The organism is Solirubrobacter deserti (assembly GCF_027587175.1).
Lineage (GTDB): Bacteria > Actinomycetota > Thermoleophilia > Solirubrobacterales > Solirubrobacteraceae > Solirubrobacter > Solirubrobacter deserti.
Genome location: NZ_JAPCID010000010.1, coordinates 100,892 through 112,307, shown reverse-complemented (window position 1 = coordinate 112,307; position 11,416 = coordinate 100,892). Strand labels below are relative to the sequence as shown.

The window sequence follows — 11,416 nt, the reverse complement described above, 5'->3', positions numbered from 1 at the left end:
TGCACGCTAGCTCAGGCGCTCCTTCAACGCGTTGAACTGCGCGGTGATCTCCTCGGGCAATTTGTCGCCGAACTGGGCCAGATGGGCCTGCGTCTGGTCCAGCTCGGAGCGCGCCTCGTCAAGGTCGACTGACAGCGCGTCGGCCACGCGCCGGCGGTCCAGACCGCCGAGCTCGAGGTGCTCGGGCTCGGGGACGTAGCCGAGCGGGGTCTCGAACGCCTCGGCCTCGTCGTCGCAGCGCCGGAAGATCCAGGCCAGCACGCGCGAGTTCTCGCCGAAGCCCGGCCACAGGAACTTGCCGTCGTCGTCCTTGCGGAACCAGTTGACGTGGAAGATCTTCGGCAGCTGGGCCTTCTTATGGTCGGCCATGTCCAGCCAGTGCTGGAAGTAGTCGGCCATGTGGTAGCCGCAGAACGGCAGCATCGCGAACGGGTCGAAGCGCAGCTCGCCGACGCCCTTGCCGGCCGCCGCGGCCGTCTTCTCGGACGCCATCGTCGCGCCCAGGAACACGCCGTGCTCCCAGTCGAAGGCCTCGCGCACGAGCGGCGCGCCGGAGGAGCGGCGGCCGCCGAACAGGAAGGCGTCGATCGGCACGCCGTTCGGGTCCTCCCACTCGTCGGCGATGCTCGGGCACTGCGCGGCGGGCGTCGTGAAGCGGGCGTTCGGGTGCGCCGCCGGGCCGTCGTTGTGCTCGGGCGTCCAGTCGTTGCCCTTCCAGTCGATCAGGTGCTCGGGCGTCTCGCCGGACATGCCCTCCCACCAGACGTCGCCGTCGTCGGTCAGCGCGCAGTTGGTGAAGATGGTGTTGCGCTCCACCGTGTCCATCGCGTTCGGGTTCGTCTTGCGCGCCGTGTTGGGCGCGACGCCGAAGAACCCGTACTCGGGGTTGACGGCGTACAGCTTGCCGTCGTCGCCGAACTTCATCCACGCGATGTCGTCGCCGATCGTCTCGACCTTCCAGTCCTCGATCGTCGGCACGAGCATGGCCAGGTTGGTCTTGCCGCACGCGCTCGGGAACGCGCCCGCGACGTACTTGACCTTCCCCTCCGGGCTCGTGAGCTTGAGGATGAGCATGTGCTCGGCGAGCCAGCCCTCGTCGCGCGCGATGACGCTCGCGATACGCAGCGCGAAGCACTTCTTGCCCAGCAGCGCGTTGCCGCCGTAGCCCGAGCCGTAGGACCAGATCTCGCGCGTCTCGGGGAAGTGGACGATGTACTTCTCCTCGTTGCACGGCCAGCGGCCCGAGGTCTCGCCCTCCTCGAGCGGGGAGCCCGTCGTGTGCAGGCAGGGGACGAAGTCGCCGCTGTCGCCGAGCACCTCCAGCGCGCCCTTGCCCATGCGGGTCATGATCCGCATCGAGACGGCCACGTAGGCGCTGTCGGTGAGCTGGATGCCGATCTCGGCGATCGGCGAGCCGAGCGGACCCATGCTGAAGGGCACCACGTACATCGTGCGGCCGCGCATGGCGCCGGCGAACTTGTCCTTGAGGACCTCGCGCATCTCGGCCGGGTCGCGCCAGTTGTTGGTCGGGCCGGCGTCCGCTTCCTTCTCGCTGCAGATGAAGGTGCGGTCCTCGACGCGCGCGACGTCGTTGGGGTCGCTGCGAGAGAGGTAGGAGTTCGGCCGCTTGGCCTCCGAGAGCTTCTCGAACGTCCCCGCTTCCACGAGCTCGGCGCAGAGGCTGTCGTACTCCTGCGCCGAGCCGTCGCACCAGTGGATGGCGGCCGGCTGCGCGAGCTCGGCCACCTCCTCCACCCATGCCAGGAGCTTTGCGTGCTTGGTGGGGACGGACGTCTCGATGGCCACTGGTGAGATCAGCCTCTCTAGGGTTTGTTTGGTCAGTACAAACCTTCACGGAATGCGAAGACCGATTCGCCGCGCCGAGAACGCCGACGCGCCAAAACGATCACTCCGCCTTCTCCAGCTTAGGGGAAGCTACCCGCGAACACCACCAGACAATTGGGTGGCCCGCTCTGCGAGGTTTTGCCAGTGACGTTCAAACTTGCTTCTTGGGCACGAGCACAAGGCGCTTGAACTCCGCCACAAGCGTTCCGTCCTGGTTGAGGACGCGGGTGTGGACCTTCACCGTTCCGCGATCCGGCTTTGACCTCGAGGGGGTGATTTCCAGGACTTCCGTCTCGGCAAACAGGGTGTCGCCGTGGAACACCGGCGCCGGATGGCTGAGCGCTTCGGTGGCGAGGTTCGCGATCGCCTTGCCGGAGATGTCGGAGACGCTCATGCCGAGCGCGAGGCTGTAGACGTACGGGCCGACGACCACGTTGCGGCCCTGCTGGGACTGGGCTGCGTAGACATCGTTGATGTGCAACGGGTGGTGATTCATCGTCAGCAGGCAGAAGAGGTGGTCATCGGCTTCGGTGACCGTCTTCGCCGGCCAGTGCTTGTAGACGGCGCCGACCTCGAATTCCTCCAGGTAGCGGCCGTACGGGTGCGCGCCGGAGGCCTCGCGCGTCGGTCCATCGGTGTCGACTGGGCTCATGGCACGGCATGATGCCCCTGATGCGCAGCCCTCGGTCGTTCTTCGCGCCGCTCGCCGTCGGCGCCCCCGCACCGGTCAGGGAGATCCCGACGACCCCGTCGCGGATGATCCACTTCTTCGATCCGTCCAACGAGAAGCTGCGCGCCCGCGTACCGGAGATGGCGCGTTCGGCCGACATCCTGCTGGCAAATCTGGAGGACGCGGTGGCGGCCGACCGCAAGGAGGCGGCGCGCACCGGGCTGGTCGAGGTGGGCCGCTCCGCCAACCTGGGTGGCACGCCCCTGTGGGTGCGCGTCAACGCGCTGGAGTCGCCGTGGGTGCTCGACGACCTCGTGACGTTGGTCACCGAGATCGGCGACGTGCTCGACGTCGTGATGATCCCGAAGGTCGAGGGTCCGTGGGACATCGCCTACGTCGACCGGCTGCTCGCCCAGCTGGAGGCGCGCGCGGAGCTGCAGCGGCCGATTCTCGTCCACGCGATCCTGGAGACCGCGGCGGGCGTCGCGAACGTCGAGGAGATCGCCGTCGCGTCACCGCGCATGCAGGGCATCTCGCTCGGCCCGGCCGACCTCGCGGCCTCACGGCGGATGAAGACCACGCGCGTGGGCGGCGGCCACCCGGGCTACCTCGTGATGGCCGACCCCGACGGCGACATCGCCCGGCCCTCCTACCAGCAGGACCTGTGGCACTACACGCTCGCGCGCATGGTCGACGCCTGCACCGCGGCCGGCATCTTCCCCTACTACGGCCCGTTCGGCGACATCCGCGACGAGCCGGGCTGCGAGGCCCAGTTCCGCGCCGCCTACCTGATGGGCTGCGTCGGCGCCTGGTCACTGCACCCGGTGCAGATCGCGATCGCCAAGCGCGTCTTCTCCCCCGACCCGGAGGAGGTCCGCTTCGCTCGCCGCGTGCTGGAGGCGATCCCGGACGGCTCCGGGGTGCACATGCTCGACGGCAAGATGCAGGACGACGCGACCTACAAGCAGGCGCGCGTGCTCGTCGACCTCGCCGACATGCTGGCGCGCAAGGACCCGGAGCTCGCCGAGGCCTACGGGCAGTAGCTGGGTAGGTTCGGCGGCATGGAACGCGCAGCCCGCAAACAGGTCGAGCACGCCGCCGAGCGGGCGATCGGGAACGTCCTCACGCTCGTGCTGGTGATCGCCGTGATCGTTCAGCTCGTGCGCGGCGAGACCGCGTCGCCGTACGCGCAGCTGCTGCTCGTGGCCGGCGTCGTCTGGGCGGCGGTGCTCGGCTTCGGCCTACTGCGGGCGCGCGACCGCTGAGCACAGGACTTCCAGGCAGCCCGCGGCGTTGAAGTTCAGCTTGAGGTGGCGGTGCTCACCGGTGGCCTCGCCGGCTTGGCGGTGGCGCTCGAGCCAGGGCGAGTCGGCGATCTCGTTGGCACCGTCGTACGCCTCGCCCGGCGCGACGTCGTCCGCGCGCTGCCAGCGCAGCGCGACCGTGTCCGTGAACGTCACGCTCCGCCGCCGGTCCGCCCAGTCGGTGAAGCTGACCGTCAGGTCGTCGCCGTCATGGGCCAGCTCGACCTCCTCGGCGTCGGCGATCGAGAAGCCGAGGTCCACGGGGCGGCCGGTCACCGGCGCAAGGCTACGCTCGAGCGCGTGTTCGACGAGCTGCTCGCGGCGCTGCGCGCACTGGAGGGCAACGAGATCGAGTGGCACGTGGCGGTGCACCCGAGCGACGACGGCTCGCGAATGGGTTTCACGAGCGACGTGGCGTGTTCGACGTCGTCCATGGCGACGGGCGCTTCGTCAGCTTGCGGCGCTCCAGTCGTGAGAACGAGCGTTGGAACGTGGAGATCGGCGACGGTGCCACGACCGGGATGGTCGTGGACCGGCTCGCCGTCGAGTGGGTGCGCGCAGAGGACGGGTCGGTCAGCTTCGGCCAGCACGGGCTGATCTTCACGCTCGTCGCGCTCTGGCGCGGGTACAAGGGCCCGAGCATGAACTGGCTCAAGTGGCTGCTGCACCCGCCCGAGACCGAGGTGATCGACTTCAGCGGCGGCGAGCTGCCCGAGCCCGACCCCGCGGCCGAGGCCGAGTACGAGCGGATGCTGGCCGAGTTCGCGGCGGCGGGCGCACCGCTCGACGGGCACCCCGCCGAGCGGATCCAAGCGAACCCGGACCCGTACGCGCCGCTGCTGGTGGACTGGCTGGAGCGCTCCGAGCACCACAAGCACTGGATCCTGCAGCTGCTCGCGGTGGTTCCGGACCCGCCCGGGCTGACCGAGGCGCTGCTGCGCGAGTTCGGGCGGTTCGAGCTGCCCGAGCACTGGCGGTGGAGCGTCGGCAACGCCCTGCACGACCTCAACCGCACGGACCTCGCCCCGCGGCTGCTGCCGCTCGCGACCGACCCGCGCCAGGGCATGGCGGCGCAGATGGCGCTGATCGCGCTCGGCCGCGCCCGCTATGCGCCGGCGCTGGAGCCGCTGATCGAGCGGCTGGACGATCCCGAGCTCGAGGGGCACGCCGCCGAGGCGCTGCGCAAGCTCGGCGATCCGGCGGCCCTGCCCGCGCTGGAGGCGATGGCGCCGCGCTCGGAGTTCGGGCGCACAGCGCGACAGCGCGCGATCCGGGCGCTGAGGCGATGAGCGTCGACATCACCTACAGCGGCGCGACGGTCGGCAGCGAGCGCGTCGCCGACGAGTGGGAGCGGATCGAGGTCGCGTTCGGCCCGGAGCGCGTGGAGCGGCTCGAGGACAGCGGGCTGGACATCGGCTGGGACGACGAGTCGCTCACGCTGTCGATGCCGGCCGGGCAGGACAAGGCGACCGACAAGCTGTTCGGGAAGCTTGCCGACACGGTCGCGGTCGAGCTCGGCCGGGCGTTCGACTGGGACGTGGATGACGCCTGACCCGCGCGACCCGCGCGGATCGCGCGGCATCATTGATCCCAGTGCGCCGCCGCAAGAACGACAAGCCGCCGAGCACGGAGATCGTGCCGACCACGCCGCCCAAGCCCGCCGCGGACGACCGCGCGTGGTCCGCGCGGCGCAACATCGGCGAGCGCGACGCGCGCACGGACCTCGTGCCGTACATGGCGCTCCCGGCCGAGACCGGCCCGACCTGGGCGCCCGACCAGCTGAGCATCTGGCCCGTCGAGGGCGGCCGCTTCGGCATCGACGCGCACTACCACGGCCAGAGCGGCAAGGCGCGTGCCGCCCAGCAGGCGGCGCGCCTGGAGCGCGTCCACCTGGCGGTCAGTGTGCGCGACACCGACGACGGTGCCGCACTGCGCCTCGGCCCGCTCGCCCACAAGGCCACCTTCCTCGCCATCGAGGCCTTTCTGGGCAGGCCGATCGAGGACGAGTGAACGAGCACGCGCCCGACAACGCGATGGACGAGCCCGGCGAGATCGCGGCCTTCCACGACCGCTGCAGCGACCTGATGCGCGCGCTGCTGCACGAGCTCGCGCGCACGCCCGACGAGCCGCGGCCGTTCCCGGCGATCGAGGACGCGCTGGGCTGGCCGCGCCGGCGCATCTCGTCCGTGCTCGGCGGCGTCTTCACCCTACGCACGCGCGAATTCGGCGGGTGCCGCCCGTACCACTTCCGCGACGAGCGCCAGTCCGCCTCGGGCCGCTGGGAGCTGTGGATGGATCCGCTGCAGGCCGAGACGATCGACGCGGAACGCCGGGCCTCGTGCGGCTGCTCCTGATCGCCGCCGGCCTCGTCGCCGTCGTGTTCTCCCAGCTCAGCGCCGTCGACGACCTGACGTTGTTCGGCGCGAGCGACGAGCGCTCCGGGCCGCTCGGGCTCGGCCCGGAGTGGATCGCGCGTGTGCCCGACGTCGCCGGCGGGCTCGGCCTGTCGGCCGCGCTGTGCGGCGCGCTCGTGCTGCGCTGGCCCGACCGCACGGTGGCCGCGATCGTCGCGGCGGCGCTCGCGCTCGGTTGCGCCTTCGTGGTCTGGTGGCTGCTCGCCCCGCCGTCGGCCGTCCGCAGCGACGGCCTCGAGACGTTCGCCTATCCGGTGTCGATGTGGATCGCGTCCGCGGCGCTGGCGGTCGCCGCCGCGGCGGCCGCCGCGCTGGTCAGGCCGCGCGCCGCAGCGAAACCACGCTCGCCGCGCTGACGGCCAGCGCCGCCGCCTCGACCGCGCTCTTGAACGCGACCTCGCCGAGGAGTCCCGGCGCGGCCACCCAGTCGCCCGCGATGAACGTGGTGCCGTCACCGCGATCGAGCGCCGGGCGGTCGCGCCAGGTGGTCCCGGGGAGGTCGAGCGCGCCGGTGCGGCCGTCCATCACCATCCGGCGGTGCCAGTGGGTGCGGGCCGCGCGGTCGGGGAACGCGAGGTCGAGCATCCGCTCCAGACGGCGCGTCGTGGCCTCGATCGGCTCGCCCGGGCGGACCGGCATCTGCGCCTGCACGAGCTCGTGCCCGGCGGGCGCGACCGTCTTGTCGGCAGCCGAGAAGCGCTCGATCCAGCCGCACTCGTCGAGGTCGGAGACGACGAACGGGTCGCCGCGACGGCCCTCGAGCCCGAGGTCGATGCAGACCGTGTGCCCGCTCGGCCAGCGCAGCGAGTCGTCGTCGAGCAGCGCGCGGGCGTCGGCCGGCTCGAGCGCGACGATCACCGGCGTGGACGGCAGCTCGGTGACGCGCTCGCCCAGCCGGAACTCGACGTGCAACGCACGCGCGCGGCTCACCAGCGCGTGCACGAGCGCGCTCCAGCCGCCGATCACGAACCGCACGGACGGCGGCGGGCTCGCGATCCGGCCCGTCCGCTCCCACACGAACGCCGCCGACAGCTCGCCCGGGTCGTGGTGGAAGGTGAACACGCCCGCGAGCGAGGAGAGCAGCTCCGCGGCGCGATCGCCGGCGTGGCTCGCGGCCCACGACCGGAACGACTCGTCGACCGGCGGGCGCCGCCCGCGCAGCTTGAGCACCGACGGGATCAGCCCGAGCGGCGGCGTCCGGTGGATCGCACCGTCCCAGCGCAGCCGCACGCCGGTGAGCGGAGCGCCCGCCACCGGCGGCAGCAGCTCGCGCTCCTTCAGCCACCGCCACAGCTCCCCGTCGCTGTAGAGCACGTGCGGCCCGAGGTTCGCCCGGTACGGCGCGTCCAGGGACCGCGCGCGGCCGCCGGGCTCGGCGTGGGCGTCGTAGAGCACGACCGGCGCACCGGCCTCGGCGCACGCGATCGCCGCGGTCAGCCCCGCGAGCCCTGCGCCGACGATCGTGATGGTCTCCATGCCCAGGAAGCTACGCCGAAGCTGGTCAGCTTTACAGTGCCAGTTGTGGCCGCTCGGAGAGGTCCAGTTGGGAAGCCGCCCGAGCGCGGTCAGGCCGGCGCGCCGCCGGCGGCCGGGCCGGTAGGACCGCTCGAGCGCGGTGGCGACGAGCCGCTCCACGAGCAGGTCGAGCGCCAGCTGCGCGCGAGCATCCAGGCCGGGCGGATCCCCGCGGGCGCGGCGCTGCCGTCCACGCGCGCGCTCGCGGCCGCGCTCGGCGTCTCGCGCGGCGTGATCACCGAGGCGTACGGGCAGCTCGCGTCCGAGGGCTATCTCGCGCTGCGCCAGGGCGCGCCGGTGCGCGTCGCCGCGGCTGTCCAGCAGCGCGTGCGCGAGCCCGCGCGCAGCCTGTTGCCCGCGTTCGCCTACGACCTGCGGCCCGGTGTCCCCGACCTCGCCGGCTTTCCCGCCGACGCGTGGCTGCGGTCACTGCGCGCGGCCTGGCGCACGGCGCCGTTCGCCACTCTCGGCGAGCCCGACCCGCGCGGCCTGCCCGGCCTGCGCGAGGCGCTCGCCACGCAGCTCGCCCGCACGCGGGGCGCGGCCGCCGACCCCGAGCACCTGATCGTGTGCGGCGGCTTCCGGGCCGGGTTCGTGGAGCTGTGCCGGTATCTGCGCATGACCGGTGCGGAGCAGATCGCGGTCGAGGACCCGGGCTGGCACCCGGCACGGCTCGCGATCGAGCAGGCCGGGCTCACAGTCGTCCCGGTTCCCGTCGACGAGCAGGGCGTGCGCGTCGACCTCCTCGACGGCGTTCGCGCCGTGCTCGTCACGCCCGGCCACCAGTTCCCGACCGGGGTCGCGCTCAGCCCTGACCGCCGCGCCGCGCTCGTGAACTGGGCGGCCGACCAGGAAGCGCTGATCATCGAGGACGACTACGACACCGAGCTCTCCGAGCAGCGGCCGGGCGCCGTCCAGGGCCTCGCGCCCGAGCGCGTCGTGCTGCTCGGCAGCGCGAGCAAGCGGCTCGCGCCGGGTCTGCGGCTCGGCTGGATGCTCACGCCCAGCTGGCTCACCTGGCCGCTGACCACGACGCGCGCGATCGAGGCCACGGCCAACGACGTGATCACGCAGCTCGCGTTCACGGACTTCCTGGAACGCGGTGAGCTCGACCGCCACCTGCGCCGCGCCCGCGCCACCTACGCCAGCCGGCGCGCCACGCTGCTCACCGCGCTCGCGGCCAGGCTCCCGCATCTTACGGTCCGTCCCGCGCCGCCGGCCGGCCTCTTCGTGCTCGCGGAGGGCGACCTCGACGAGCACGCCACGGCCGAGCGCGCGGCGGCCCGCGGCGTCGGCGTCGAGCCGCTCGCGCTGCACCGCTTCGAGCCGGGCGGCTCCCGCGGGCTCGTCCTCGGCTACGGCGCGCTCGCCGAACCTGCCGTCGAGCGCGCCATCTCTCTCCTCGCCGCCGCTCAGGTGTAAATGACCGAGGGCTGGGGAAGACCGAGGCCGGAGATCGGGATCAGGAGAGACCCATGGCCGCGACCGCAGCTGCAGCATCACGCCCAGCCACCGAACTGCAGGATCGCGTCGTCAAACGCGCGGAGGTGGTCGGCGTCTGGGCGGTGGACTGTCTCTGTGCGCAACGGACGGACACCGACTGGTGCGTGGAGCTGCTCGGTGACCTCGAGCACCGTCACGAGCACGCCACGCTCGAGGGCGACGGCTACCACCTGGACTCGTTCGAGGTCGAGCGCGTCGCCGCCCAGCGCGGCACGGCGTACGTGCGGCTCGTATGCGCGGTCAGCGTCCGCCCGGCGCGGCTCTCCCCCACGCTCGCGGCGCGCACGCTGCGCGGCGTGCTCGACGAGCTGATGCTCGCCCCCGCGCGCGCCCGCTCGACGTGCGCGCGGCTGATCGACGTCGCGGTCGTTCCCGCGCTCTAGCCGAGGAACGAGCGGACCGCGGCGCGCAGCCCGTTGACGTCGCTGCGCAGGCTGTGGTTGCCGCGCAGCCGCACGACGGTGCGATCCGGGGCCTCGGGCGGCATCCCGAACGGGTCGCTCTCGCCCTGGACGATCAGCACCGGGACCTTCACGCCCTCCAGCTCGGGCAGCCGTGTCTTCTCCGGCCGGCCGGGCGGGTGCAGCGGGAACGCGAGGCACAGCACGCCGGCCGCGCCGACCGCCTCGGCCGTCCGGCAGGCCACGCGGGCGCCGGACGAGCGGCCGCCGACGAGCAGCGTGAGACCCTCGATCGGCAGCCCCGCGCAGACCGCCGTCCAGGCCGCGTCGAGCTGCGGCGCCGGCGCCGCGGACTTGCGGCCCGCGACGCGGTAGGGCTGCTCGATCAGGTAGACGGAGACGCCGGCTTCGTTGGCGGTCTGCGTCGCGGCCACCAGGTCCGGCGCGGTGACGCCGCCGCCCGCGCCGTGGCCGAGCACGAGCACGGTCGACGCGCCGTCCACGAGGTGAGGGTGGGCGCGCGCGGGACCGTGCGGGGTGTCGAGCTCGAGCAAGCCGTGAAGGCTAGCCGCGGCGCAGCTGCTTCCGCCGCTTGAGCTCGCGGCTGGCGAGCAGCAGGCCGACCAGGATCGGCAGCCAGTACTGCTTGGACTCGGCGATCGCTTTGATCCAGCCCGGCACCGCGATGTCCGGCAGGTCGACCGACGGCCACGGGATGTCGGGCAGATCGATTGCCGGGAGCGGGATGTCCGGCAGGTCGATCGAGATGTCCGGCAGCAGTCCCAGCAGGAACGTGAAGCCGATGATCGCCGCCGCCACCTGCGCGGCGCCGGAGACCACGTGCCGCGACGCGTACAGCTTCGGATGGGCGCGGGCGAACGCGGCCCGGCGCGCCGCGCGCGTGCCGGGCTCCGGCTCGAGCTCGATCTCGCCGTCCTCCACGACCAGCGACGCGCTCGTGACGCTGCCGCCCCAGAACGGCATAACGGCGCGCACCTCGAGCCCGTCGCCAGCCAGCACGGTGTTCCGGCCGTTCGCCTTGCTCCCCGCAACCGTCTCGCCGTCCACCAGCAGCCGCACCCGGTCGCGCTCGGTGATCGCGTCGGGCACCACCTCGATCGTGCGACCCTCGTACTGAACGCTGAAGGTGGTGGGCATAGCCGCCAGCGTACCATACACTCGTATGACACCTGCCCCGGTCGACCATGACGAACGCCGCGCGCGCCTCACCGAGGTGCTGCTGAGCGTCGTCGCGGAGTCCGGGTTGGAGGCGGCGAGCATCCGCACGATCGCCGACCGCGCGGGCGTCTCGATCGGCACCGTCCAGCACTACTTCAAGAGCAAGGACGAGATGTTGCGGCACGCGTACCAGGTCGTGAGCGACGACATCGGCCGGCGCGCCGACGAGCGCGCGAACGCCGCCGGCTCGTGGAAGGGCGCGGTCCGCGAGATCCTGCTCGAGCTGCTGCCGCTCGACGCGCGCCGCACGGCCGCGCTGCGCGTGTCCATCGCGTTCGCCCACCGCGCGATGTTCTCGCCCGAGCTCGGGGCCAAGCTGCGCGCCGACCTCAACGAGCTCGAGGAGATCTTCACCACGATGCTGCGCGAGGCGGGTGTCGCGGACCCCGAGCGCGAGGCGATGACGCTGCTGGCGCTCAACTCGGGCCTCGCCGAACCGCTGCTGTTCGGCGAGGGCGATCCGCAGCGAGTGGTCGAGGCGCTCGACGCCCACCTCGACCGCCTCTTTTCCTAAAGAGGGACTGT

At 72.4% G+C, this 11,416-nt stretch carries 16 protein-coding genes; 10 read left to right on the top strand and 6 right to left on the bottom strand.

The window, feature by feature from the left end; genetic code table 11:
* Positions 1-6: 6 nt before the first annotated feature.
* Positions 7-1,806 carry a phosphoenolpyruvate carboxykinase (GTP) gene (locus OJ962_RS09005; RefSeq protein WP_270006297.1) on the bottom strand — a complete coding sequence of 600 codons (1,800 nt, stop codon included), beginning with the start codon at positions 1,804-1,806 and terminating at the stop codon, positions 7-9.
* 190 nt (positions 1,807-1,996) lie between these two features.
* The gene (locus OJ962_RS09000; protein ID WP_202957249.1) at positions 1,997-2,497 is read right to left on the bottom strand and encodes a MaoC family dehydratase; all 501 of its coding nucleotides are present in this window, start codon (positions 2,495-2,497) and stop codon (positions 1,997-1,999) included.
* Positions 2,498-2,517: 20 nt separating this feature from the next.
* Here OJ962_RS09000 and OJ962_RS08995 point away from each other — a divergent pair, with 20 nt between their 5' ends.
* Together OJ962_RS08995 and OJ962_RS08990 are read left to right on the top strand one after the other, a co-directional pair.
* Entirely contained in the window at positions 2,518-3,558 is a 1,041-nt protein-coding gene (locus OJ962_RS08995) for an HpcH/HpaI aldolase/citrate lyase family protein (protein WP_202957250.1), read from the top strand.
* Positions 3,559-3,576: 18 nt separating this feature from the next.
* Entirely contained in the window at positions 3,577-3,780 is a 204-nt protein-coding gene (locus OJ962_RS08990) for a hypothetical protein (protein ID WP_202957251.1), read from the top strand.
* On the opposite strand, the gene OJ962_RS08985 is transcribed toward OJ962_RS08990, so the two are convergent.
* On the bottom strand, positions 3,757-4,095 hold the full coding sequence (locus OJ962_RS08985) for a hypothetical protein (RefSeq protein WP_270006296.1): 339 nt from the start codon (positions 4,093-4,095) through the stop codon (positions 3,757-3,759). The genes OJ962_RS08990 and OJ962_RS08985 overlap by 24 nt on opposite strands.
* A gap of 140 nt (positions 4,096-4,235) precedes the next feature.
* Here OJ962_RS08985 and OJ962_RS08980 point away from each other — a divergent pair, with 140 nt between their 5' ends.
* The 5 genes from OJ962_RS08980 to OJ962_RS08960 are packed head-to-tail and all read left to right on the top strand — an operon-like array spanning position 4,236 to position 6,589.
* Positions 4,236-5,108 carry a HEAT repeat domain-containing protein gene (locus tag OJ962_RS08980; RefSeq protein WP_202957253.1) on the top strand — a complete coding sequence of 291 codons (873 nt, stop codon included), beginning with the start codon at positions 4,236-4,238 and terminating at the stop codon, positions 5,106-5,108.
* Complete coding sequence (locus OJ962_RS08975; RefSeq protein ID WP_202957254.1) at positions 5,105-5,371, top strand: hypothetical protein; 267 nt, start codon at positions 5,105-5,107, stop codon at positions 5,369-5,371. Before OJ962_RS08980 ends, OJ962_RS08975 begins: the two co-directional genes overlap by 4 nt.
* Positions 5,372-5,412: 41 nt before the next feature.
* On the top strand, positions 5,413-5,829 hold the full coding sequence (locus tag OJ962_RS08970) for a hypothetical protein (protein ID WP_202957255.1): 417 nt from the start codon (positions 5,413-5,415) through the stop codon (positions 5,827-5,829).
* On the top strand, positions 5,826-6,173 hold the full coding sequence (locus OJ962_RS08965) for a hypothetical protein (protein ID WP_202957256.1): 348 nt from the start codon (positions 5,826-5,828) through the stop codon (positions 6,171-6,173). Before OJ962_RS08970 ends, OJ962_RS08965 begins: the two co-directional genes overlap by 4 nt.
* A complete protein-coding gene (locus OJ962_RS08960; RefSeq protein ID WP_202957257.1) occupies positions 6,158-6,589 on the top strand; it encodes a hypothetical protein in 432 nt (143 codons plus the stop codon). Before OJ962_RS08965 ends, OJ962_RS08960 begins: the two co-directional genes overlap by 16 nt.
* Here OJ962_RS08960 and OJ962_RS08955 read toward each other — a convergent pair.
* Positions 6,549-7,709 carry an NAD(P)-binding protein gene (locus OJ962_RS08955; RefSeq protein ID WP_202957258.1) on the bottom strand — a complete coding sequence of 387 codons (1,161 nt, stop codon included), beginning with the start codon at positions 7,707-7,709 and terminating at the stop codon, positions 6,549-6,551. The two genes, OJ962_RS08960 and OJ962_RS08955, sit on opposite strands and share 41 nt — an antisense overlap.
* 45 nt (positions 7,710-7,754) lie before the next feature.
* Here OJ962_RS08955 and pdxR point away from each other — a divergent pair, with 45 nt between their 5' ends.
* Positions 7,755-9,170 carry a MocR-like pyridoxine biosynthesis transcription factor PdxR gene (gene pdxR / locus OJ962_RS08950; RefSeq protein ID WP_202957259.1) on the top strand — a complete coding sequence of 472 codons (1,416 nt, stop codon included), beginning with the start codon at positions 7,755-7,757 and terminating at the stop codon, positions 9,168-9,170.
* Between the two features lie 53 nt (positions 9,171-9,223).
* Positions 9,224-9,634 carry a hypothetical protein gene (locus OJ962_RS08945; protein WP_202957260.1) on the top strand — a complete coding sequence of 137 codons (411 nt, stop codon included), beginning with the start codon at positions 9,224-9,226 and terminating at the stop codon, positions 9,632-9,634.
* Here the strand turns inward: OJ962_RS08945 and OJ962_RS08940 are convergent.
* Both OJ962_RS08940 and OJ962_RS08935 read right to left on the bottom strand, forming a co-directional pair.
* Positions 9,631-10,206: an alpha/beta hydrolase family protein gene (locus OJ962_RS08940; RefSeq protein WP_202957261.1), complete on the bottom strand. Its 576-nt coding sequence runs from the start codon at positions 10,204-10,206 to the stop codon at positions 9,631-9,633. The genes OJ962_RS08945 and OJ962_RS08940 overlap by 4 nt on opposite strands.
* A 10-nt stretch (positions 10,207-10,216) precedes the next feature.
* Entirely contained in the window at positions 10,217-10,810 is a 594-nt protein-coding gene (locus tag OJ962_RS08935) for a hypothetical protein (protein WP_202957262.1), read from the bottom strand.
* Positions 10,811-10,835: 25 nt separating this feature from the next.
* Here OJ962_RS08935 and OJ962_RS08930 point away from each other — a divergent pair, with 25 nt between their 5' ends.
* Complete coding sequence (locus OJ962_RS08930; protein WP_202957263.1) at positions 10,836-11,405, top strand: TetR/AcrR family transcriptional regulator; 570 nt, start codon at positions 10,836-10,838, stop codon at positions 11,403-11,405.
* Positions 11,406-11,416: the final 11 nt, after the last annotated feature.